19 protein-coding genes are annotated in these 21,324 nt (G+C 71.7%); all 19 read right to left on the reverse strand.

Annotation, left to right across the window (positions count from 1 at the left end; genetic code table 11):
* Positions 1-25: 25 nt before the first annotated feature.
* The 19 genes from OOK34_RS32800 to OOK34_RS32890 all read right to left on the reverse strand — a co-directional run bounded on the left by OOK34_RS32800 (position 26) and on the right by OOK34_RS32890 (position 21,273).
* Positions 26-3,874 carry an amino acid adenylation domain-containing protein gene (locus tag OOK34_RS32800; protein ID WP_267037792.1) on the reverse strand — a complete coding sequence of 1,283 codons (3,849 nt, stop codon included), beginning with the start codon at positions 3,872-3,874 and terminating at the stop codon, positions 26-28.
* 315 nt (positions 3,875-4,189) lie between these two features.
* Positions 4,190-5,131, reverse strand: coding sequence for a ribose-phosphate diphosphokinase (locus OOK34_RS32805; protein ID WP_267037858.1), 942 nt, complete (start codon positions 5,129-5,131; stop codon positions 4,190-4,192).
* Between the two features lie 14 nt (positions 5,132-5,145).
* Positions 5,146-6,228 carry an alkene reductase gene (locus OOK34_RS32810; protein ID WP_267037793.1) on the reverse strand — a complete coding sequence of 361 codons (1,083 nt, stop codon included), beginning with the start codon at positions 6,226-6,228 and terminating at the stop codon, positions 5,146-5,148.
* A gap of 54 nt (positions 6,229-6,282) precedes the next feature.
* On the reverse strand, positions 6,283-7,227 hold the full coding sequence (locus tag OOK34_RS32815; RefSeq protein WP_267037794.1) for a pseudouridine-5'-phosphate glycosidase: 945 nt from the start codon (positions 7,225-7,227) through the stop codon (positions 6,283-6,285).
* Between the two features lie 11 nt (positions 7,228-7,238).
* Positions 7,239-7,472, reverse strand: a complete 234-nt coding sequence (locus OOK34_RS32820; protein ID WP_267037795.1) for a tautomerase family protein — start codon at positions 7,470-7,472, stop codon at positions 7,239-7,241.
* A gap of 144 nt (positions 7,473-7,616) precedes the next feature.
* On the reverse strand, positions 7,617-8,534 hold the full coding sequence (locus OOK34_RS32825; protein ID WP_267037796.1) for an EamA family transporter: 918 nt from the start codon (positions 8,532-8,534) through the stop codon (positions 7,617-7,619).
* Positions 8,534-9,199: a uracil phosphoribosyltransferase gene (gene upp / locus OOK34_RS32830; RefSeq protein WP_267037797.1), complete on the reverse strand. Its 666-nt coding sequence runs from the start codon at positions 9,197-9,199 to the stop codon at positions 8,534-8,536. Before upp ends, OOK34_RS32825 begins: the two co-directional genes overlap by 1 nt.
* A 97-nt stretch (positions 9,200-9,296) precedes the next feature.
* Positions 9,297-9,986: a phosphoribosylanthranilate isomerase gene (locus OOK34_RS32835; protein ID WP_267037798.1), complete on the reverse strand. Its 690-nt coding sequence runs from the start codon at positions 9,984-9,986 to the stop codon at positions 9,297-9,299.
* Between the two features lie 144 nt (positions 9,987-10,130).
* Positions 10,131-11,069 (reverse strand): alpha/beta hydrolase, encoded by a 939-nt coding sequence (locus OOK34_RS32840; protein WP_267037799.1) that lies wholly within the window; start codon positions 11,067-11,069, stop codon positions 10,131-10,133.
* Positions 11,070-11,089: 20 nt separating this feature from the next.
* A complete protein-coding gene (locus OOK34_RS32845) occupies positions 11,090-11,266 on the reverse strand; it encodes a hypothetical protein (protein WP_267037800.1) in 177 nt (58 codons plus the stop codon).
* 7 nt (positions 11,267-11,273) lie between these two features.
* Positions 11,274-11,771 carry a nuclear transport factor 2 family protein gene (locus tag OOK34_RS32850; RefSeq protein ID WP_267037801.1) on the reverse strand — a complete coding sequence of 166 codons (498 nt, stop codon included), beginning with the start codon at positions 11,769-11,771 and terminating at the stop codon, positions 11,274-11,276.
* Positions 11,772-11,811: 40 nt separating this feature from the next.
* Complete coding sequence (gene rfbH, locus OOK34_RS32855; protein WP_267037802.1) at positions 11,812-13,116, reverse strand: lipopolysaccharide biosynthesis protein RfbH; 1,305 nt, start codon at positions 13,114-13,116, stop codon at positions 11,812-11,814.
* Positions 13,117-13,199: 83 nt separating this feature from the next.
* On the reverse strand, positions 13,200-13,427 hold the full coding sequence (locus OOK34_RS32860; RefSeq protein WP_267037803.1) for an acyl-CoA carboxylase subunit epsilon: 228 nt from the start codon (positions 13,425-13,427) through the stop codon (positions 13,200-13,202).
* Between the two features lie 35 nt (positions 13,428-13,462).
* The gene (locus tag OOK34_RS32865; RefSeq protein ID WP_267037804.1) at positions 13,463-15,025 is read right to left on the reverse strand and encodes an acyl-CoA carboxylase subunit beta; all 1,563 of its coding nucleotides are present in this window, start codon (positions 15,023-15,025) and stop codon (positions 13,463-13,465) included.
* A gap of 30 nt (positions 15,026-15,055) precedes the next feature.
* Complete coding sequence (gene fabD, locus OOK34_RS32870; protein WP_267037805.1) at positions 15,056-16,006, reverse strand: ACP S-malonyltransferase; 951 nt, start codon at positions 16,004-16,006, stop codon at positions 15,056-15,058.
* Positions 16,007-16,029: 23 nt separating this feature from the next.
* The gene (locus tag OOK34_RS32875) at positions 16,030-16,857 is read right to left on the reverse strand and encodes a 4'-phosphopantetheinyl transferase superfamily protein (RefSeq protein ID WP_267037806.1); all 828 of its coding nucleotides are present in this window, start codon (positions 16,855-16,857) and stop codon (positions 16,030-16,032) included.
* Positions 16,854-17,216 (reverse strand): acyl carrier protein, encoded by a 363-nt coding sequence (locus OOK34_RS32880; protein WP_267037807.1) that lies wholly within the window; start codon positions 17,214-17,216, stop codon positions 16,854-16,856. Before OOK34_RS32880 ends, OOK34_RS32875 begins: the two co-directional genes overlap by 4 nt.
* Positions 17,217-17,227: 11 nt before the next feature.
* The gene (locus OOK34_RS32885; protein ID WP_267037808.1) at positions 17,228-18,724 is read right to left on the reverse strand and encodes an MFS transporter; all 1,497 of its coding nucleotides are present in this window, start codon (positions 18,722-18,724) and stop codon (positions 17,228-17,230) included.
* Between the two features lie 170 nt (positions 18,725-18,894).
* Positions 18,895-21,273 (reverse strand): SDR family oxidoreductase, encoded by a 2,379-nt coding sequence (locus tag OOK34_RS32890; RefSeq protein ID WP_267037809.1) that lies wholly within the window; start codon positions 21,271-21,273, stop codon positions 18,895-18,897.
* Between the last annotated feature and the right edge of the window lie 51 nt (positions 21,274-21,324).

The following is a 21,324-nucleotide window of genomic DNA, read 5'->3' on the forward strand; positions in this document are numbered from 1 at the left end:
CCGTCGTCATTCGACCGGCTTTCCCTTACTCACCGAGCAGGTAGCGGATGTGCTTGACCAGCTCGCCGATGTCGTCGCGCAGCAGGCTGTAGTGGTCGGCGTCGAGGTCGATGACCGTCGGCGGCTCGGCCGAGTAACCGCTGGCGTTCTCGAGGAACGAGTAGTCGTCGCCCTCCGCCTTGAAGATGCTGATCGGCGCCTGGAGGGTGCGCTCGGCCAGCTCGCGGAACGAGTACTCGAATTCGTAGGTCTGGCCCACGACCGAGATGATCCGCTTGGCGAGGTCGACGTCGATGCCCTTGAGCTCGCTGATGAACTCGGCGAAGGACGCCTCGTCCGTCACGGTCTCCAGGCACGTGTCCAGGTCCGGGCCGGAAATGGTGCCGGTGAACACGGAGAAGAGGATCGTCGTGTAGGCGCGGTTGGCGAAGGAGGCCTCACGGCCCCACACCTTGCCGTTCTCGGCGCGCACCTTCGGCGAACCCGGGGCGATCAGGAAGAGGTTCTCCACCTTCTCGCCCGCCTGCTCCAGCTGGAAGGCGGTCTCGAAGGCCACGCGGGCGCCGAAGGAGTAGCCCCACAGGGTGTAGGGACCGGCCGGCTGGAGCTCCTTGATGGCCTCGATGTCCGCCTTGGCCATCTCGACGATGGTCTCGTACGGGGTCTCGCCCTCGTTGATGCCGTGGGACTGGACGCCGTAGAACGAGCGGCCGAGACCGATCTCGCCGGCCAGGGTGCGCAGGTTCATCGGGTAGCCGCCCAGGCCCGGCCAGCACAGCACCGGCTTCTGCTTGCCGGTCTCCGCGTGCAGGCGCACCAGGCGCGAGGACTCCTGGGCGACCTCGCGCTCCAGGCGGCGGGCGAGCTTCTCGACGGTCGGGGACTCCAGGACGGTCTGCAGCGGCAGGGAGACGCCCAGGCGCGAGTTGAGCTCGCGGACGAGGCCGACGGCGATCAGCGAGTTGCCGCCCGACTCGAAGAAGTCGTCCTGGACCGAGACGCTCTCGCGGCGCAGGGCCTTGCCCCAGACCTCCGCGATCTCCTTCTCGGTCTCCGTGCGCGGGGCGACGAAGGGACGCTCCACCAGCTCGGCGTTGACCTGGTCGGAGACGGCCAGCGCCTTCGCGTCGATCTTGCCGTTGGCGGACAGCGGCAGCCGCTCGAAGACCACGACCCGGTTGGGGATCATGTAGTCCGGCAGGAAGCTGACGAGGTCGTCGCGGATCAGCTCCGCCGGACCGCGCATGTGGACGCTGTCCTCGCGCATGCCCTCGTGGCCGAGCTGCTCGTCGCTGACGCGGCCGCCGACGAAGAAGTACGACGGACCGGTCTCGAGGCCGTTGGCCTGGAGGACGGAGTCGATGCGGCGCGAGGCCGGCAGCGGGTTGCCGGTCTTGGAGCTGTAGCCGGAGGACATGAAGCCCAGGCCCAGGCCGTTCATCATCAGGTGCTGGAGCTTCTTGCCGAGGGTGACGTAGTGCAGCCACTCCTCCGGCGCCCGGCTGACCACGCTGATGCCGAAGCTGGCGGCCTGGTACACCGACTGGTTGATCGCGATGACCTGCTTCTTGAGGACGATGTCGTCCGAGAAGCGGGTCAGCTTGCCGTCCGCGTAGCGGTACTGGCCCTCGGGGAGGGTCGCGACCTTCCCGCCGTGCGTCTGGACGTAGACCTCGGCGTGGTCCTCGCGCTCGCCCGCGTGCGGGACGAGCTCGAAGGTGCCCAGGTAGTAGTCCTCGTCGGCCACGTCCAGGACCTCGCGGACCGCGGGCTCGAAGGAGTGGTCGCGGATGTCGAGGCCGTAGGACGGCAGCACCTGCTCGAAGAGGCCGACGATGTGGCCGGTCTCGATCTCCAGGACTTCCTGGATGTTGTTCTTGTAGACCGGCTCGATGCCGCTCTTCTTGCCGATGAAGTGGATGTGCGCGGTGGGCTTGCCGGTGGCGGCCTTCTCGCTGATGAGGACGAGCTGGTGGCGGACCGGCTGGTAGTAGTAGTAACCGGGCTTCAGACCGCCGACGCCCTCGAGCTCGAAGTACATCTGCGTCGCGTACAGGGCGCCCGGCGAGGCGTAGCCGTACTTCGGGAGCAGCCGCTCCTCGCTGAGGTACTGGCCGAACCAGCGCAGGATCTGACCCAGCTCGGACGGGGCCAGGTCGGCCGCCTTGCGCGAGTAGGCCGCGGTGACCTTCGCGCCGAGGAGGCCGAGCAGGTCCGCCTCGGTGACCGCGCCGCCCTCGTAGAAGCGGTACGTCTTGCGGGCGAACACCCGGGCGCGCTGCTCGGGGGTGGGCTCGGCGCCCTCGAGGTCGAAGGCCTTGCGGCCGGCGAGCTCCGCGTCGTCGCGCAGGCCCGGGTTGGACAGCTGCGCCTTGACCTGGAGCTTGCTCTTCTTCGACGCGTGGTGGGAGCCGTGGTTGCCCTGGTCCATCAGGGCGGCTTCCTTCTCGCTCAGCTCGACGCAGGCGATCAGGTTCTGGAAGCCGGTGCGGCCGTCGTTCTTGACGATGACCGCGGCGTTGCGGACCCAGTCGTGGTTCTCGATCGCCAGGGATATCTCGTCCAGCTCGACGCGGTAGCCGCGCAGCTTGACCTGGTTGTCGGCGCGGCCGGCGAACTGCACGGTGCCGTCCGCGTTCCACTGGCCCAGGTCGCCCGTCTTGTACAGGCGGGTGGGCTCGGCGCCCTCCTCGAGCTCGATGTCGAGGAAGCGCTCGACGGTCAGGTCGGGGCGGTGCAGGTAGCCGCGCGCCAGCTGGACGCCGCCGATGTACAGCTCGCCGATCTCGCCGACGCCGACCGGCTTGAGGGTCTCCTTGTCGAGGATGTGGTAGGTGGTGCCGTGCACCGGGGCGCCGATGGAGATGGACTGCGGTCCCTCGTCCAGGTCGGCGGGCTCCACCACGAAGGAGGACGAGTTGATGGTGGTCTCGGTCGGCCCGTAGACGTTGATCAGGGCCCGGCCGGGCATCTCCTGCGTGGTCTGGATCGCCAGCAGGCGGGAGAGTGCCTCGCCACCGCTGAAGATCTGCTGGAGGGAGACGCACTCGGGGAACTTCTCGGTGTCGATCAGGCCCTGGAGCAGGGTCGGGACGCACTGGAGGGTGGTCACGTTGTGCTTGACGATGGTCTCGATGAGGCCCTCGGGGTCGGCGTAGACGCCGGGGGCGCCCATGACGACGGTGGCGCCGTTGGCCGGGGAGAGGATCTCCCACTGGGCGGCGTCGAAGCTCATCGGGGTCTTCTGCAGGATGACCTTGCTGCGGTCGATCGCGTAGGTCTCGCGCAGCCAGCCGAGCTGGTTGACGATGCTGCGGTGCTCGATCATCACACCCTTCGGCTTGCCCGTGCTGCCGGAGGTGTAGATGACGTACGCGAGGGTGTCCGGGCGGGCGCCCTCGATGGCGGGGAGCTCGTGGCCCTCGGGCAGGACGAAGGCCTCGGAGTCGCGCAGGGTGACGACCCTGACGTCCTGCGGGGCCAGTTCGCGCAGCCGGGACACCAGGCGCTGCTGCGCCAGGATGATCTTCGCCTGGCTGTTCTCGATCATGTAGCGGAGCCGGTCCTCGGGGTACTCCGGGGACAGCGGCAGGTAGGCGGCGCCGGCGCCCAGGATGCCCCACGCTCCGACCATCAGGTCGATGGACGGCTCGACGAAGAGGCCGACGCAGTCGTCCGCGGACACGCCGAGGTGTCTCAGGTACTCGGCCAGGGCCGAGCTCCTGGAAGCCAGCTCACGGTAGGTCAGCTTCTCCTCCCGGTAGGCGACGGCGATCGCCTCGGGGTGCTCGGCCACTCTCTCGGCGAGCAGGTCGGGCAACGTCTTGGTGCCGCGCAGGGTGGGCTCGAGCACGCTGGTCTCCTGAAGAGTCATTTCCCGCTTCCTTACGTTCCGTTTGTGGCGCAGCGCGGGCGCGGTCCAACGCCCCCGCGGCCGGGCTCCTGCGTGGAGGCGAGCCCGGTGTGCGACACCTCACCGCGAGCGTGGGGGTGGTGTCCGCACGGGGCGGACACCGCGGAAGCGGTGGGCGTCACAGTGGCCGAGGCGACTGCTCGGCCGGAATGAACAGAAGAACTGAGGGGCGCAAGGGCAAAGCCTCACCACCCGGAAAGACCGGAACGGCGCGGTGCGTGCGGCCGCCTCCCCCTACGGACGGACGGGCCCTCGTCGGCCCGTCCGTCCGGGCGATCACCGGCTCTGCAGGAGCCGGGTTACTGATCCGTTCTCGAACACCTCGCGTGAGGCACCCGCGATGAGCGGGGCGATCGACAGGACGGTGACCTTGTCGATTCCCAGCGCTCCGGGCACCGGCAGGGTGTCCGTGAAGACGAACTCGCTGACGCGAGAGGTCTTCAGGCGGTCCGCCGCGGGGCCCGAGAGCACCCCGTGCGTGGCCGCCACGATGACGTCCCGAGCACCCTGCGCGAACAGGGCGTCGGCGGCGGCACAGATCGTGCCACCGGTGTCGATCATGTCGTCGACCAGGACGCAGACCCGGTCTCGGACCTCGCCGACCACCTCGTGGGCCGTGACCTGGTGGGCCACGTCCTTGTCGCGCCGCTTGTGCACGATGGCCAGCGGCGCGCCCAGGCGGTCGCACCAGCCGTCCGCCACCCGCACGCGGCCGGCGTCGGGCGAGACGACGGTGAGGGCCTCGCGGTCCACCTTGGAGCCGATGTAGTCCGCGAGGACCGGCATGGCGAACAGGTGGTCCACCGGACCGTCGAAGAATCCCTGGATCTGGTCGGCGTGCAGATCGACCGTCAGGATCCGGTCCGCGCCGGCGGTCTTGAGCAGGTCCGCCACCAGGCGGGCCGAGATGGGTTCCCGGCCGCTGTGCTTGCGGTCCTGGCGCGCGTACCCGTAGAACGGCAGGATCACCGTGATGCTGCGCGCCGAGGCCCGCTTCAACGCGTCGATCATGATGAGCTGTTCCATGATCGACTTGTTGATCGGGGCCGTGTGGCTCTGGATCACGAAGCAGTCCGCACCGCGCACGGAGGCGTGGTAGCGGATGTAGATCTCGCCGTTGGCGAAGTCGATCGCCTTCGTCGGGACCAGCTCCGTGCCCAGCTCGGCCGCGATGGCCTCGGCCAGCTCGGGGTGTGCGCGCCCCGAGAAGAGCAGCATCTGTCCGGAGTCGCTCACGCGGCGCCGGCTTCTTCGAGCGTCGGGTAGTCCGTGTAGCCGGTGTGGTCGCCGCCGTAGAGCTTGGTCTGGTCGGCCTCGGCCAGCGCGGCGCCGGTGCGGATGCGCTCCGGCAGGTCCGGGTTGGCGACGAAGGACGCGCCGAAGGCGACGGCACAGGCCACGCCGGTCTCCAGGGCCTCGGTGGCGATCTCGGCGTTGACGACGACGCCGTTCTCCGGGTGGGGGCACAGGATGATCGTGCCGGTCCACTGCGCGCGCAGGGCCGCGATGTGGTCGCGGTTGCCGCCCTCGAGGATGTGCAGGAAGGCGATGGGCGGCAGGGCCGCGACGAGCGCCTCGTAGATGGCGTGGGTGTCGCCCTCGACGATGTCGTTGTACGGGTTCGACGGCGAGATGCGCACGCCGACGCGGTCGGCGCCGATGCGCTCGGAGACCGCCTCGATCACCTCGATCGCGAAACGGACGCGGTTCTCGACCGAGCCGCCGTACTGGTCGGTGCGCTGGTTGGAGTTCTCCGCCAGGAACTGGTGGAGCAGGAAGCCGTTGCCCGCGTGGACCTCCACGCCGTCGAAGCCGGCCTCGATGGCGAGCTCGGCGGAGTCCGCGAACTCCTTGACGATCGCGGCGATCTCCTCGACCGTCAGGGCGCGCGGCTCCGGGTAGGCCAGCGGGCCCTCGGGGCCGTAGGCCTGGCCGGCGGCGGTGACGGCGGACGGGGCGACCGACTGGTGACCGCTCGGGTACAGCGAGGGGTGGCCGATGCGGCCGCAGTGCATGATCTGCGCCACGATCAGGCCGCCGCGGGCGTGCACGGCCTCGGTGACCGGCTTCCAGGACGCGGCCTGCTCCTGCGAGTGCAGACCCGGGCTGTTGCCGAAGCCCTGGCCGGTGACGCTGGGCTGGATGCCCTCGGTGATGATCAGGCCCGCGCCCGCGCGCTGACCGTAGTAGGTGGCCATCAGATCGGTGGCCAGGCCCTCGGCGGTGGCCCGGTTGCGGGACATGGGTGCCATGACCACTCGGTTGCTCAGGGCCAGCTTCCCCAGAGTGACCGGCTCGAACAGCTTCTCGGACATGTGTGTCTCTCCAGACTGAGGTCAACGCGTGGTGCGGTGGTGGTTCAAGAGGGGCTAGCGGCCCGCGAGCTCGGCGAGGTGCTTGGAGTGCGCGACGGCCAGGCGGCCGGCCGCCTCGGCGCAGGAGGCGAGGACGGCCATGTTGGCCTTGGCGGAACGGCCGTCCGTGGCGGCGTCGACCGCCCGCATCAGGTACTTGGTGATGGCCTGGCCCGAGACGCCGTCACGGGTGGCCTCGGCGACGGCGGCGCGGATGGCCGTGTCCACCTCGACGGAGTCGATGGCGTCCTCTTCCCTGACCGGGGTGGTGATCAGGAAGGAGCTGTTGTTGCCGAGGGCCCAGTGGGCCTCGACGGCGCGGGCGATGACCTGCTCGTCGTCCAGGCGGTGGGGCGCCTTGTGGCCGCTCGTACGGCAGTAGAAAGCGGGGAAGTCGTCCGAGCGGTAGGCGACGACGGGGACGCACTGCGTCTCCAGGTACTCGAGCGTCAGACCGAGGTCGAGGATCATCTTCGCGCCCGCGCAGACGACGGCGACCTTGGAACGGGTGAACTGGATCAGGTCCGAGGACACGTCCCAGGTGTCCTGGGCGCCCCGGTGCACACCGCCGATGCCGGCGGACGAGAAGAACGGGATCCCCGCGAGCTCCGCCGCCACGACCGAGGAGGCCACGGTGGTGGCACCCAGGCCGCCCTGCGCGAGGACGACGGGCAGGTCCCGGCTGGACACCTTGGGGATGTTCGGCAGGGAAGCGAAGCGCTCGATGTCGGAGTCCGACATGCCGACGCGGATCTCGCCGGCCTCGATGCAGATCGTCGCGGGCACCGCGCCGCCGGCCCGTACCGCGTCCTCCACCTTGCGGGCGGTGGCGGCGTTGTCCGGGTAGGGCAGGCCGTGCGTGATGACGTTGCTCTCGAGGGCGACGACGGCCGCGCCGTCGTGGAGGGCCTCGCGGACCTCCTCGGTGTAGACGACGGGGATGCCGCTGCTTGCGCTCATCGGGGTGTCTCTCAACTCTCGTTCCAGTAGCCGGGCCGCTTGACCAGCAGGTCCGGGCGGGCCGCTATCTCGGCGAGGACCTGGGTGTCCCAGTCCTCCGGTGTGACCGGCTCCAGGGAGATCGAGACGGTTTCCTCGCCGGTGGCGAAGGTCCGCGTCACGGCGGCGGTGACCGCCTCGTCGATCGCCCTCAGCTGCTCGGCCGTGAAGTCCCGCGGGTAGTGCCTGACGTGGATGTGGGGCACGGACTCGGTCCTTTCACGGGCTGTGTGGGGGGTGGGTGGTGGGAGGCACACCGCGGACGGGGGAGGCCGCGGTGTGCCACCACCGTTCCCCGCCCTGCTCCGGGGGAAGGCCGGACGGGGAGTTGCGGGCGGGACTCCGTCGCGTTACGCCTTGACGGATTCCCGCCGGGTCTCTTCGGCCGGCTCGGGCTCGGGCTTCTTCCTGCCCGGCCTCGGCTGTGCCACGACCACCGCCGCGACCACCGTCAGCGCTCCGACGATCTGGAGCGGCGAGAGCGACTGGTCGAGGACGAAGTAGCCGAGCAGGGTGGCCGCCAGGGGCGAGGCGAAGCTGAGGAAGGAGACGGCCAGGGCGGGCAGCCGCTGCACGCCGCGGAACCAGATCGCGTAGGCGAACAGGGCCCCGATGATGCCCAGGTAGGCGAAGCCCCAGAGGTTCTTGGCGGTGATCTCGCCCGGCAGGCCCTCGCCGATCAGCGCGACCGGCAGCAGGACCAGGCCGCCGACGGTGAGCTGCCAGCCCGTGAAGGGCAGCAGGCCCACGCCTTCGGGGCGGCCCCAGCGCTTGGTCAGCACGATGCCGGAGGCCATGCTGAGCGCGCCCAGCAGACCGGCGATGACACCGGTGGCGTTGAGCCCGGCGTTCGGCTGGAGGACGAGCAGGGCCACGCCGGCCGCGCCGAGGGCGCAGGCGACCAGGTGGATCCGCTTGATCTTCTCCTTCAGCAGCACGGCGCCGAGCAGCAGCACGATCATCGGCTGGATGGACATCACCAACGCCGCGACGCCGCCCGGCAGGTGGTAGGCGGCCACGAAGAGCAGGTAGAAGAAGGCGCCGATGTTCAGCACGCCGAGCACCAGGGCGCGCCACCACCAGATGCCCTTCGGCAGCACCCGGCCGATGAGCACCAGGATCAGGCCGGCGGGCAGGGCGCGGAGCAGCGCGGACAGCAGGGGCCTGCCCTCGGGCAGCAGCTCCGTGGTGACCAGGTACGTGGACCCCCAGATCGCCGGGGCGAGCGCGGTGAGCGCGGAGTCCGCGAGCGTACGGCTGCTCTTCATCAGGCCACTGCCGAGTCGGTCGTGCCGAAGTAGCGGTCGCCGAAGTCGCCGATGCCCGGGATCATGAACGCGTTCTCGTTGAGGCGCTCCTCGATCGACGAGGTGACGATCTTGATCTCCGGGTACTTGGCGTGGACGGCCGCGATGCCCTCGGGGGCGGCGAGGAAGTTGACGAAGACGATGTTCTTCGCGCGCACGCCGGCCTCGAGGAGGACCTCGATGGCCGCGTTGGCGCTGCCGCCGGTGGCGAGCATCGGCTCCAGCAGGAGGATGTGCCGGTCGGCGATGTCCTCGGGGAAGTTGCTGTAGTAGAGGTGCGGGAGCTTGGTGGTCTTGTTCCGCTGGATGAGCATCTTGCCGACGGTGATGTCAGGGATGACCTGGCGCAGCTCGTCGAGCATCGAGTCACCGGCCCGGATCACGGGCACGGCACACAGCTGGGGACCGAGCTTCAGTCCCTCGAACGTCTCTCCGACCGGCGTGATGGCCTCGTGCTTGTCGAACGGCAGCTGGTCGAGCGCCGATTCGAGAAGGAGACGGATGATGCGCCGGGAGTAGAACACGAAGTCCGCGCGGGAGGCTCTGCGGTCACGGATGATCGTGTGCATGGCGCGCAGCTGGTTGGTCTGCGGCAGCGGGTGGACATTGTGGTGGCCGGTCGCCATGAGAAACCTGCTTCTCGTCGGTCGTGAGACGGGCTGCGGCCGGGCCCGGGGCCCTGTGGGGCCCCGGGGGCCGCAACCGTGTGGTCGGGTGCCGGGATCAGCCGTTGGCGATCTCGGCGAAGGCCTTGCGCGACTCGGCCACGAACTTCGCCACCTTCGCGCGGTCCTTGCGGCCGTCGGGGCCCTCGAGGAGGCTGTGGGCGTCGACGGCGGCGGGCTTGACGAAGCGGATCGCGTCGGCGACGTTCTCCGGGCTCAGGCCGCCGGCCATCATCAGGGGCTTCGGCGAACGGCGCACGAGCTCCGCGCTGACGTTCCAGTCGTGGGTGAGACCGGTGGCGCCCTTGGCGCCGGTGGCCGGGTTGAAGGTGTCGGTGATGAACATGTCCACCGAGTCGGCGACGTCGTCGACGAGCTGGAGCAGCTCCTCGGCGTTGTCCTCCTTCACGACCAGGCTCTTGAGGACGTACAGGTCGGGGCGGTTGGCCTTCAGCTTGCGCAGCTGCTCCGGCTCGACGTCGCCGTGGAGCTGGACGGCCTTGACACCGAGCTGGGTGGTGAAGGCGCTGATCTCGTCAGCGTCCGTCATGTAGCTGATGAGGACGCCCGCCTGAGGGGCGGCCAGGCCGGCGATGATCTCCGTGGCCGCGGCCTCGGAGATGTCGTCCTTGCCCGACGGGAGGCGGAGCGGGAAGCCGAACCAGTCGCAGCCTTCCTCGGCCAGGAGCTTGGCCTCTTCGGCGTCGATGATTCCGGCGACCTGCACCAGGTCCTTCACGTCACTCATGTGTGTTCCTTTTCGGGATGAATCAGATGAATCAAACAGATATCGGGAGACCGAGTGGACGTGTCCCGGTATGACGGATTTCGTTACACGTCTCGGGATGCTCACCAAAAGCCTCGTAGGTACCGATCCGTGGGTCAACGGGCTCTATGTCAGATCCGCGTCAACCTTCTTCAGATCTCTGTCAGAGCCCGTCGCAACCCGGCCAACGGCCGTGTCGCGGGCGAGCAGGCACTCCTCCAGGAAGGACAGGACCCTCAGGTGGTAGGTGCGGGCGGCCCAGCCCAGACTGATGTTGTGCCCAGCATGGGCCTGCCGGGCCACCTCTGTGGAGGCCCCGGTCAGCGGAGTCAGCAGTTCCTCCAGCGCCTCCCCGTCATGCCTCCACCACTGCTCCTGTTCGGCGAATGTGAAGCGGACGGGCACCCCCACCCCGGCCGCTACGGCGGGGTACATTTCCGGCCACCACAGCGTCTCCCGCGCCTCCACGGCGGGGACCGGCCGCAGCAGGTCCTGCCCGAGCCGGAAGGCGCCCGGCGGGTAGAACCGCAGCGCCCCCCAGTACCGGCGCCACGACCCCGGCAGGTCCGGGCCGTCCGGCTGCCAGGGCCGGACGGCCCAGCGCCGGCCGAGGCCCGAGAGGTCCACGCCGAGCGGTACGAGGGGGCCCCGGGCGGCGGCCGCCGCCGCGAGCGCGATACGACCGCCGCCCGAGTGGGCCACGAGGAAGAGGCCCGCGCCGAGTTCACGGCCGCGGACGAAGCCCTCCAGGGCCGCGAGCAGCGTCGCGGTCTGCCCCGCCAGGTCCTGCCCCTCGGGCAGGGCGGCGGCGGAGGCCCCGTACCCGGGCCGGTCCAGGGCGAGTACGGCGTACCCCTGGGCGGCGGCGAGCTCCAGCAGCGACAGCCCGGGCCGGGCCCGGCTGTCGAAGTAGCCCGCGCTCATCCCCGAGCCGTGCAGGGCCACCAGCACCGCCCGGGGTACGGGCTGCGCGGGCAGGGCCAGCAGCCCCGACAGCGGGATCCCGCCGGCGTCGAGGGTGACGGGCCGGACCGGGGGCACGCCGCAGGGCGGCACAAGGGCCATGAGGGGGTTCTCCAGGAGGGTCAGGACGGTCGGGCCGGCGGGGTGCGCCGGGCCAGGGCGACGGCCAGTCCCCAGGCGGCCCGGCGGCGCAGCAGCGTCGTCAGGGGCGGCGCGGGGTACGGCCGGGAGAGGCGCGGGAGTTCGCGTACGGGCTCCCGCGCGGGGACCCAGTAGCCGGCGATCTGCACGGCGTTCATCCGGTGCTCACAGCCGGACTCCGGCGAGCTCGGGCAGGCGTACGCCGGAGTCCCACACGACGTGGAAGGCGACGTGGCTCAGCCGCCAGCCGTCCGGCGTGCGCACCGCGCGGGCCTCGGTGTGGCCGCCGACCTCGAAGTGGGCCGCGCCCGCCGCGCCGGCGTGGTGGACGTGGGTGGTGAGCTGCTGGGCCCGCAGGGTGGCCCGGTCCCCGTCGAGGACGACGGAGTGGTTGGTGCTGAGGTGGTGCGTACGCGCCCACCGCTCGCGGGCCTCGCGCTGGAAGGCGGCGAAGGCCTCGACCCCCGCGCACACTCCGATCGGGAAGGCGAAGGTGGCGTCCTCGGTGAAGAGCGGGGCGTACCGGGACTCCTCGGGGCCGGCCCCGTCGTAGGTGTCGAGGGCGGTCACGTAGCGGTCGAACAGCTCACGCAGCTCGGCGCGGTCGCGCAGGAGCTGTATCTGCTCGCGCAGTGCCGCGATGTCGTCGTGGGTCGATGGCATGGCCTCTCCAGTTGGCGGACTTCGGGCAGCGGGCCGGCGGTCAGGAGTGTCCGCCCACGAACTCCTTGACCGAGGCGATGACGTAGTCGAGCATCTCGTCGGTCAGCGCCGGGTAGACGCCGACCCAGAAGGTCTGGTCGGTGACGATGTCGCTGTTGGCGAGGTCGCCGACGACGCGGTGGGGCTGGCCGATGTAGGCCGGGTGGCGGGTCAGGTTGCCCGCGAAGAGGCGCCGCGTACCGATCTTGCGGTCCTCCAGGAAGTTCACGAGGGCGGCCCGGGTGTAGGGCGCGGCGGGGTCCACGGTGATCGCGAACCCGAACCAGCTCGGGTCGCTGCGCGGGGTGGCCTCGGGCAGGATCAGGTGGGGCACGCCGTCGAGTCCCTCGCGCAGCCGGCGCCAGTTGCGGCGGCGGGCGTCGCAGAACTCGTCGAGCTTGTCGAGCTGGGTCAGACCGAGAGCCGCCTGGATGTCGGTGGCCTTCAGGTTGTACCCCACGTGCGAGAAGATGTACTTGTGGTCGTAGCCCTCGGGGAGGGTGCCCATCTGGTAGTCGAAGCGCTTGAGGCACTTGTTGGTCTCGCCCGGCTCGCACCAGCAGTCCCGGCCCCAGTCGCGCAGGGATTCCACGATCCGCGCGAGCGCCAGGTTCGAGGTGAGGACGCAGCCGCCCTCGCCCATGGTCAGGTGGTGAGCCGGGTAGAAGCTGACCGTGGTGATGTCGCCGAAGGTGCCCGTCAGCTGGCCGTCGTAGGTGGAGCCGACCGCGTCGCAGTTGTCCTCGATGAGGAACAGGCCGTGTTCTTCGGCGAGTTGGGCGATCTCGGCGACCTCGAAGGGGTTGCCGAGGGCGTGCGCGATCATGATCGCGCGGGTCTTGGGGCCGATGGCCGCGGCCACCCGGTCGGCCGTGGTGTTGTAGGTGCCGAGCTCGACGTCGACGAAGACGGGGACGAGCCCGTTCTGGATGATCGGGTTGACGGTGGTCGGGAAGCCCGCGGCCACCGTGATCACCTCGTCGCCGCGCCGCAGCCGCCGGTCCTCCAGCAGGTGCGAGGTGAAGGCCGTCATCGCCAGCAGGTTCGCCGAGGAGCCCGAGTTGACCAGGTGCGCCTTGCGCCGCTTCAGCTTGCGGGCGAAGCGCGACTCGAAGCGGCGCGAGCTGGGTCCCGCGGCGATCCGCATCTCCAGCGCGGCCTCGACGAGCGCGGTGCGGTCGTGCTCGTCGAGGACCGCGCCGGCGGGCCAGATCTCGGTGGTGCCGGGGACGAAGGGCCGATCGTCCTGTGCGTCCTGATGGAACTTGGCGGTCTCGTCGAGGATGAGTCCTTTGTGGACGTTCATGACGGGGGTCCCTTCCCGGCCCTGACGGCCGAAGGAGCGGTGTGTCGTGGGGGGTTCGAGGTGGAGTGGGGCGGGCCGGGCGGCTAGGCGGAGCGCCGCTCCTGCCAGGTGCGCGGCCCCTGGAAGCCGCCGGCCTGCTGGGGACAGCGCCAGCCCGCCAGGGCCGGCCCGCCGCCGGCGGTACCGCCGTGCTGGCCCTCGTACGCCGCCGCCCGCGCGAGGACGACGGCGGTCAGGGCCGCCAGCTCCGCGGTGTCGGGGCGTCCCTTCACCACGCGGATGAGTTGGCCGGGTTCGACTCGCGTCTCCACAGTCTGCTCCTCGTGTCGTGACGTCCCGCCGGGGTTCACTGCGGCGGGTTTCCGTGCTTGCGGGCGGGGATGTCGGCGGCCTTGGCGCGCAGCATCTCCAGGGACCGGATCAGTACCGTGCGGGTCTCGCGCGGATCTATGACGTCGTCCACCAGACCGCGCTCGGCCGCGTAGTACGGGTGCATCAGCTGGTCCTTGTACTCGGCGATCCGCTGCGCGCGGACGGCCTCGGGGTCCTCGGCGGCGGCGATCTCGCGCCGGAAGACCACGTTGGCCGCGCCCTCGGCGCCCATCACCGCGATCTCGTTGGTGGGCCAGGCCAGCGCCAGGTCCGCGCCGATCGAGCGGGAGTCCATGACGATGTACGCGCCGCCGTAGGCCTTGCGCAGGACCAGGGAGATGCGCGGCACGGTCGCGTTGCAGTACGCGTACAGCAGCTTGGCGCCGCGCCGGATGATGCCGTTGTGTTCCTGGTCCACGCCCGGCAGGAAGCCGGGTACGTCCACCAGGGTGACCAGCGGGATGTTGAAGGCGTCGCAGAACTGCACGAACCGCGCGCCCTTCTCGGAGGCCTCGATGTCGAGGACCCCCGCGCACTTCATCGGGTTGTTCGCGACGACACCGACCACGTGCCCGTCGAGCCGGGCCAGCGCGCAGACCAGGTTGGGCGCCCAGGCCGGGTGCACCTCGAAGTACTCGCCCTCGTCGACGACCTCCTCGATGACCGCGCGGACGTCGTAGGCCTGCCCGGGCTGCACCGGGACCAGGTCCAGCAGCGCCTCGCAGCTGCGGTCGGCCGGGTCGCCGGAGTGCTCGACGGGGGCCAGCTCCCGGTTGTTGGCCGGCAGCAGTCCCAACAGGCAGCGGACCTCGGAGATGCAGGTCTCCTCGTCGTCGTACGCGAAGTGCGCGACGCCGGAGGTGGCCGAGTGCACGTCCGCGCCGCCGAGGCCGTTCTGGGTGATCTCCTCGCCGGTCACCGCCTTGACGACGTCCGGGCCGGTGATGAACATCTGCGAGGTCTCGCGGACCATGAACACGAAGTCCGTCAGGGCCGGGGAGTACGCGGCGCCGCCGGCGCAGGGGCCCAGCATCACCGAGATCTGCGGGACCACTCCCGAGGCCCGGGTGTTGCGCTGGAAGATCCCGCCGTAGCCGGCCAGCGCCGAGACGCCTTCCTGGATACGGGCGCCCGCGCCATCGTTGAGGGAGACGAGCGGGGCACCGGCCGAGATGGCCATGTCCATGATCTTGTGGATCTTCGTGGCGTGGGCCTCGCCCAGGGCGCCGCCGAAGATCCGGAAGTCGTGCGCGTAGACGAAGACCGTACGGCCCTCGACCGTGCCCCAGCCGGTGATCACACCGTCCGTGTGGGGCTTCTTCGCCTCCAGCCCGAAACCGGTCGCCCGGTGCCGGCGCAGCTGCTCGACCTCGGTGAAGGATCCCTTGTCGAGCAGCAGCGCGATCCGCTCGTGCGCGGTCAGCTTGCCCTTGGCACGCTGCGCCCCGGTCGCCGCCTCGTCCCCGCTGCGCGCGGCAGCCTTGATCCTGTTGAGCTCTTCGGTCCGGGACCGGAGCGTGTCGTCCGCTCTGGGCATGCTTGTTCCACCCTGTCCGTGGGTCGTCGGTCAGACCGTGGTGGCGGTGAGCTCGTCCACGGCCAGCGCCAGCCGGTCGGCCGTGTGCGTGCTGTGGACACGGGCGCCCGGCAGGATCCGCCGGACCAGCCCGCCGAGCACCTTGCCCGGACCCACCTCCACGAACCGGTCGGTGCCCGAGGCGGCGAGCGTCCCGACCGACTCGGTCCACCGCACCGGGCTGGTGAGCTGGCCGCGCAGGGCGACGACGGCCTCGGCGGCCGTCGTCACCCACCCGCCGGTGACACCGGAGACCAGCGGCACGGCGGGGTCGCGGAACTCCGTCGCGATCAGCGTCTCGGTGAACTCCGCCTCGGCCTCGCCCAGCAGGCTGGAGTGGAAGGGGCCGCCGGTGCGCAGCCACGCCACCCGCGCCCCGGCCGCCCGGGCCGCGTCGGTGGCGTGGCCCACCGCCTCGGCCTGGCCGGACACCACGGTCTGCCGGGGCTCGTTGTCCCCGGCCACCTCGACCACCTGCCCGGTGGCCGCACGGGCCTCGGCGCACATCCGAGCCAGGTCCGTGCGGCGCAGGCCGATGACCGCGGCCGTGGCGCTGCCGATCCGGTCGCCGACCGTCGCGACGAGTTCGCCGCGCAGCCGGACCAGCCACAGGGCCTCGGTCCACTCCAGGACGCCGGCGGCCACCAGCGCCGCGTACTCGCCCAGGCTGTGCCCGGCCACCGCGTCGGGCGCGATGCCCTCGCCGCGCAGCACCTCCAGGACGGCCAGGCTCGTCAGGAAGATCGCCGGCTGCGCCACCGCCGGGTCCTCCAGGTCCCGGGGGGACCCTTCGAGGCAGAGCCGGGCCAGCGGGAATCCGAGCAGGTCGTCGGCGGTGCGGTAGTGGGAGTCGGCGAGGTCCGGCCGCAGGGCGAGCAACTCCTTGCCCATGCCGGCGCATTCGGAGCCCTGCCCGGGGAAGACGAAGGCGGTGCGGGTCATCCGGTCACGTCCTTACTTGCGGTTCAACTGGCGAGGACCGTGTGGTGCGGTCCGGGGGCGGCGGCGCCGCACACGGTGTTGCCTGCGGCCAGCCAGGTGTCGGGCACCCACCTGACGTCGACCACCTTGGGGGCCGCCCCCGCCACCGCCACTGCGGCGGCGTGGGTGGTGTCGGCGGGAACGCCGACCATGGTCCAGCCGTCGGGGTGGCGGCCGTGGTCGGTGCCGAGGTAGTCCTCCGCGGGCGAGCGGCTCAACCCTGTCCCAAGCCCCTTGAGAAACGCTTCCTTACGCGTCCAGATCTGGCCGAACAGCTGCCGGCGCTCCTCGCCGGCCTCGGCCCCGGCGATCTCCAGCTGCTCGTCCGGGTGCAGCGCCTTGGAGCAGATGTCCACCGTCTCGGCGCCGGGGAGTTTCTCCACGTCAACGCCGAGGGGCACGGTGCCGACGCCCACCATGGCGACGCCCCCGCTGTGCGAGAGCGAGTAGTGCAGCGGCGGCGGCGGGGGCGACAGGGCGGGACGGCCGTGCGGCTCGCCGCAGCCCGGGCAGGGCTCGCGCATGAAGCGCACGTCCTGGGGCAAGGTGGCCGTGTAACGTCCGAGCAGCCGGCGCACCGCCACGTGGGCGGCGGCGTACAGCATGCCGTCGGACTGGCGGATGAAGGAGTCGGTGCGCTTGCGCTCCTCCGCGTCGAGTTCGCCGATCGCGAGCGCCTCGGCGTCCGCCCCGGTGGGACGGCGGATCAGCCACAGGTCGACGCGGTCGGCGGAGAGGGTGAAGTCGGGCCGGTCGAGGTCCAGGTGGTTGACCACCGGACGAGCGGCCGGCAGCAGGGTCGTCGTCGTCATGCCGGCACCGCTGCCCCGTGCAGGTGGGCCTCGGGACCGAGCTGGCCGGCGAGGCAGTCGATGAGTTCCTGGGCGCTGTTGGCGAGCAGCAGCCGCTGGAGGTTCACGTCCACGCCGAGCGTGGCCTCCATCCGGTACTGCAGTTCGATACCGGAGATCGAGCCGATGCCCAGGCAGCCCATGGGGCGGCCCGTGGTGTCGACGAGCTGCGGTTCGATGCCGAGGATGCGGCCGAGTTCCTCGCGCACGTACTGCTCGAGGATCCGGGTGCGCTCGCGCAGCCCGGCGGTCGCCAGGACCGTCATGTCGGGCCTGGTCATGTGGACCAGGCCGGTGTCTGTCTCGTATGTCTGCGACATGTGAAGTGTGTTCATGATGCTTCCCGGGTCGAGGCGGACGGGTGACCCCGTCCGTCCGTGGTCGGAGCCGCCGTGTGGGAGGGGGATACGCCGGCGGCTGTTCTCACAGGTGGTGCGGATGGCGCGGGTGGGTCGGGAGGTACTGATGGGTGGAACAGGCCGCCGAGGGCCACGCACGCGCCGGCCAGGCCGACGGCGGTGACCAGCCAGAGCGCCGGGCCCTGGCCTGCGGCCGCGTACAGGGCGGACGTCAGCGCGGTGGTCAGCGCCGCGCCCAGCTGTACGCAGGTCTGGTAGAGCCCGCCGGCCGCCGTCTGGAGCGCGGGCGGGACCGTGCCGGTGGCCTGGAGGTGCAGGGCGGTGAAGGCCAGCACGAAGGCGACGCCGACGAAGGACATGGCGGGCAGCAGGTCGGTGTAGTCCACCCGGCCGCCCCCGCCGGACGGGTAGAGGGCGTAGCCGAGCGGGGCGGCGGCCGCCCCCGCGGCGACGGCCCGCGCGGGGCCCAGCCGGGCGGCGATCCGGCCCGAGTGCAGGGCGCTCAGCGCGAGCGGGGCGCTGGCCGGCAGGAAGGCGAGGGCCGTCTCCCAGGAACTCCAGCCGGCCCGCCGCAGGTCCAGGGCGGCCACCAGCAGGAAGCCCACGTACGAGCCGTTGAGCGCGGCCGCCCCGAGCGCGGAGCGCAGCAGCGGCGCGTGCCGCAGCAGTTCGGTGCGCAGCAGCGGGCTCGGCGCGGTGCGTTCGGCCCGTACGAGTACGGCGCCCAGCAGCAGGGCCCCCGCGAGGGCCGCGGCGGCGCTGCGCCGCTGCCCGGCGGGGCCGGCGAGGGAGGAGAGCGCGTACACGAGGAGCAGGACCGTCCCGGTCAGGGCGAGGCCCGCCACGAGCGGGTGGCGGCCGAGCCGGGGCCGGGGGCCGCGCGGGGCGGTCCCGTCCGCGGGGATCAGCCGCAGCCCGGCGGCGAGCAGCAGCAGGGCCACGGGCGCCGGGAAGGCGATGGTCCAGCGCCAGCCGATCCCGGTGAGCAGCCCCGAGAGCAGCAGGCCCGAGCAGAAGCCGGCGGCGCCGAAGAAGGAGTAGACGGACACCGCGCGGCGGCGCTCGGCGCCCTCGGGGACGGCGGACAGGATGATGGCGAGTCCGGTGGGCGCGGTCAGCGCGACACAGAAACCCTTCACCACGCGGGTGGCGGTCAGCAGGAGCGCGCTGTCCGTCAGCGCGCCGGCCAGCGAGGCGGCGGCGAAGACCAGCAGCGCCGCGAGGTAGACCCGGCGCCGGCCCAGCCGCTCGACCAGCCGGCCGCCGAGCAGCAGCAGCCCGCCGAAGCCGGCGGCGAAGCCGCTGACGAGCCACTGGAGCCGGGGCACGGACAGCCCCAGGCCGCTGCCGACGGACGGCAGCGCCACCAGGGTCGCGGACACCTCCAGGGCGTCCACCAGCATGTTGGCGGCGAGTACGGACACCAGGGCCCAGCGGGCCCGGGCCCGGCCGCCGGACGGGATGTTCATCGGTGTCAGCACGCTCGCGTTTCGGCCGCAGGAGGAGGAGACGGGAGGAGTAGGGGGGAGGAGAGGTGGAAGGGGGCGGGCGGCCCGGGGAGGGATCCCCGGGCCGCCCGCCCGCCGCCGGCGCGGCGCGTGGGATTCGGCGCCGGCGGGGCACGGAGGGCGGCGGCCCCTCAGCCGAGGAGCGTGCCGCCGGTGGCGTCGACGAAGGAGCCGGTGATCCAGCGCGCCTCGTCGGTGGCGAGGAAGGCCACCACGTCGGCGACGTCCTCCGGCTCGCCGACCCGGTTGAAGGCGGACAGGCCGGCCATCTGCTCGACCGCCTCGGGGATGTCGAAGACCGGGTTCCCGTTGCGGGTGATCCCGGGCGCCACCGAGTTGATGGTGATGCCCCGCGGGCCGAGGGCCTTCGCGAAGTGCAGCGCGAGCTGTTCGAGCGCGCCCTTGCTCATCGCGTACGCGATCTCGTCCGGGTTCGCGAACCGGGTCAGGCCGGAGGAGATGTTGATGATCCGGCCGCCGTCGGGCATGTTCCGCAGCGCCCGCTGGATCAGGAAGAAGGGGGCCTTGGCGTTGACCGCGAAGATCCGGTCGAACTGCTCGGGGGTGATCTCGTCGGCCGGGACGCCGCCCATCACCCCGGCGTTGTTGACCAGGATGTGCAGGTCGGTGGAGCCGGTGCGCTCCAGCAGCTCCTGTTCCAGCGCGGTGAAGAGGGTGTCCACGTCGCCGTCGACACCGAGTTCGGTGCGCAGTGCGAAGGCGCGGCCGCCGTCCTTCTCCACCGAGGCGACGACCTCGTGTGCGGCCGCCTCGTCCCGGGTGTAGTGGACGGCGACGAGCGCGCCCTCCTCCGCGAGCCGCATCGCGGCCGCCCGGCCCATGCCCCGGCTCGACCCGGTGACCAGCGCCGTGCGGCCCGTGAGCCGCTCCGCGCCGATGCCGCCGCGCCCCACCACCGCCGCGGGCTGCGCGACGACCGCCGCCGGGGCGGTGGCCGCGACGGCCGGCCGGGCGGAGCCCTCCGCGGCCCCGGCCGCGGCCCGCTCGGGCCCGAACCAGCGGCCCAGCGCGGCGGTGAGCGGGCCCGCGTCCGGACCGTCGGCCCAGACCACGTGCCCGTCGGGGCGGACCAGCAGGGCGGTCGCCTCCTCGGGGGAGCCGCCGCCGGCCACCGAGCCGCCGCCGGCCACCGAGGCGGCGGCCACCGTGCTGACCCGGCCGGCCCAGGGTGCGGCCGCCTCGGCGAGTTCCGCCCGGCGGGCCTCCTCGCCCGGCGGGAGCAGCAGCAGGCCCCGGCCCGGGCGCAGCAGTTCGAAGGTGCTGGTGCGGCCCTCGGCGGTGGTGACCTCCCGGTGCGCCGCCCGCAGGCCGAGCAGCGCGGAGCCGCCCCCGTCCGCACCCACGTCGTGGCGTACCGAAACACCGGAGATCAGCCCGGCGAGGTGGGTCCGTACGTTCTCACTGGCGGTCAGCTCGGCGAACACCTCCCGGATCGCGTCGACCTCGGCGCCGCCGAGCAGCAGCAGCGCCTGGGTCCTGATGTTGCTCTGGACTCCCTGCCCGACCGGGTGCCGTTCGTCGTGGTAGCTGTCGAGCAGCTCCTCGGTGCCGTGTCCGGCGATCCGGGCGCCCAGCTTCCAGCCGAGGTTGAAGGCGTCCTGGAGCCCGAGGTTGAGGGCCTGGCCGCCGATCGGCATCTGCTGGTGCGCCGCGTCCCCGGCGAGCAGGAGCGGTCCCCGGCGGTACTGGCCGGCCTGCCGGGAGGCGTCTCCGAAGGAGTTCACCCACAGCGGGGTGCCGGCGCCGATGTCCTCGCCGGTGATGCGCTTCCAGGTGTCGGCGACCTCCTCGAAGGAGGGCTGCCCGAGCCGGGGCCGCGCCCCGAACTCGTGCACCATCACCCGGGTCACCCCGTCGGGCCGGCGGGCCGCGACGACCAGCCCGCCCTCCAGCCGCTGGAAGCGGCGGCCCGGGATGTCGATGCCCGCCACGTCGGCGCGCAGCAGTTCGCGTTCGGCGTCGGTGCCGGGGAAGTCGAAGCCGCCCAGGCGCCGTACGGCACTCTTCTCGCCGTCACAGCCGACGAGGTACCCGGCCCGGAAGGTCAGCTCCTCGCCGCCCTCGGTCCGTACGGTGGCCAGCGCCCCGTCCGCCGACGCGGTCAGCCCGGTCAGCTCGTGGCCGCGCCGGATGTCCGCGCCCAGGTCGGCCGCCCACTCCCCGAGGACTTCCTCCAGGCGGGTCTGGGCGACCTTCCACTGCCCCGGGTAGGGACCGGGCAGGCCGAGGTCGAGGGGGATCCCCCCGAAGTGTCCGGCGTTCTCGCGCGGTACGTCGCCGAGCCGTTCCAGCAGGCCGCGGCTGTCGAGGATCTCCATGGTCCGGGCGTGCAGGGTGGACGCCCTCGATTCGGCGGTCGGGGTGGTGAGCGTGTCGAGCACCACCACGTCCGCGCCCGCCAGCCGGAGTTCTCCGGCGAGCAGCAGTCCGACGGGGCCCGCGCCGACCACGATCACCTGGGTCTCGGTGCAGTCCTGATCGATGGCCATGGGCGTACTCCCTTTCTGTGGGCGGGGTGGGGGGCGGGTGTGGTGGCCGGC

Source organism: Streptomyces sp. NBC_00091, from assembly GCF_026343185.1.
Lineage (GTDB): Bacteria > Actinomycetota > Actinomycetes > Streptomycetales > Streptomycetaceae > Streptomyces.

Bases quoted from the DNA above. Each gene is read 5' to 3' on its own strand.
- rfbH (WP_267037802.1), bottom strand. From the start codon at position 13,116: ATGAACGTCCACAAAGGACTCATCCTCGACGAGACCGCCAAGTTCCAT.
- fabD (WP_267037805.1), bottom strand. From the start codon at position 16,006: ATGACCCGCACCGCCTTCGTCTTCCCCGGGCAGGGCTCCGAATGCGCC.
- upp (WP_267037797.1), bottom strand. From the start codon at position 9,199: ATGGCGACCGGCCACCACAATGTCCACCCGCTGCCGCAGACCAACCAG.
- OOK34_RS32815 (WP_267037794.1), bottom strand. From the start codon at position 7,227: ATGAGCGCAAGCAGCGGCATCCCCGTCGTCTACACCGAGGAGGTCCGC.
- OOK34_RS32800 (WP_267037792.1), bottom strand. From the start codon at position 3,874: ATGACTCTTCAGGAGACCAGCGTGCTCGAGCCCACCCTGCGCGGCACC.
- OOK34_RS32875 (WP_267037806.1), bottom strand. From the start codon at position 16,857: ATGACGACGACGACCCTGCTGCCGGCCGCTCGTCCGGTGGTCAACCAC.
- OOK34_RS32825 (WP_267037796.1), bottom strand. From the start codon at position 8,534: ATGAAGAGCAGCCGTACGCTCGCGGACTCCGCGCTCACCGCGCTCGCC.
- OOK34_RS32850 (WP_267037801.1), bottom strand. From the start codon at position 11,771: ATGCCATCGACCCACGACGACATCGCGGCACTGCGCGAGCAGATACAG.
- OOK34_RS32810 (WP_267037793.1), bottom strand. From the start codon at position 6,228: ATGTCCGAGAAGCTGTTCGAGCCGGTCACTCTGGGGAAGCTGGCCCTG.
- OOK34_RS32840 (WP_267037799.1), bottom strand. From the start codon at position 11,069: ATGGCCCTTGTGCCGCCCTGCGGCGTGCCCCCGGTCCGGCCCGTCACC.
- OOK34_RS32865 (WP_267037804.1), bottom strand. From the start codon at position 15,025: ATGCCCAGAGCGGACGACACGCTCCGGTCCCGGACCGAAGAGCTCAAC.
- OOK34_RS32885 (WP_267037808.1), bottom strand. From the start codon at position 18,724: ATGAACATCCCGTCCGGCGGCCGGGCCCGGGCCCGCTGGGCCCTGGTG.
- OOK34_RS32805 (WP_267037858.1), bottom strand. From the start codon at position 5,131: ATGCTGCTCTTCTCGGGGCGCGCACACCCCGAGCTGGCCGAGGCCATC.
- OOK34_RS32880 (WP_267037807.1), bottom strand. From the start codon at position 17,216: ATGTCGCAGACATACGAGACAGACACCGGCCTGGTCCACATGACCAGG.
- OOK34_RS32835 (WP_267037798.1), bottom strand. From the start codon at position 9,986: ATGAGTGACGTGAAGGACCTGGTGCAGGTCGCCGGAATCATCGACGCC.
- OOK34_RS32845 (WP_267037800.1), bottom strand. From the start codon at position 11,266: ATGAACGCCGTGCAGATCGCCGGCTACTGGGTCCCCGCGCGGGAGCCC.
- OOK34_RS32890 (WP_267037809.1), bottom strand. From the start codon at position 21,273: ATGGCCATCGATCAGGACTGCACCGAGACCCAGGTGATCGTGGTCGGC.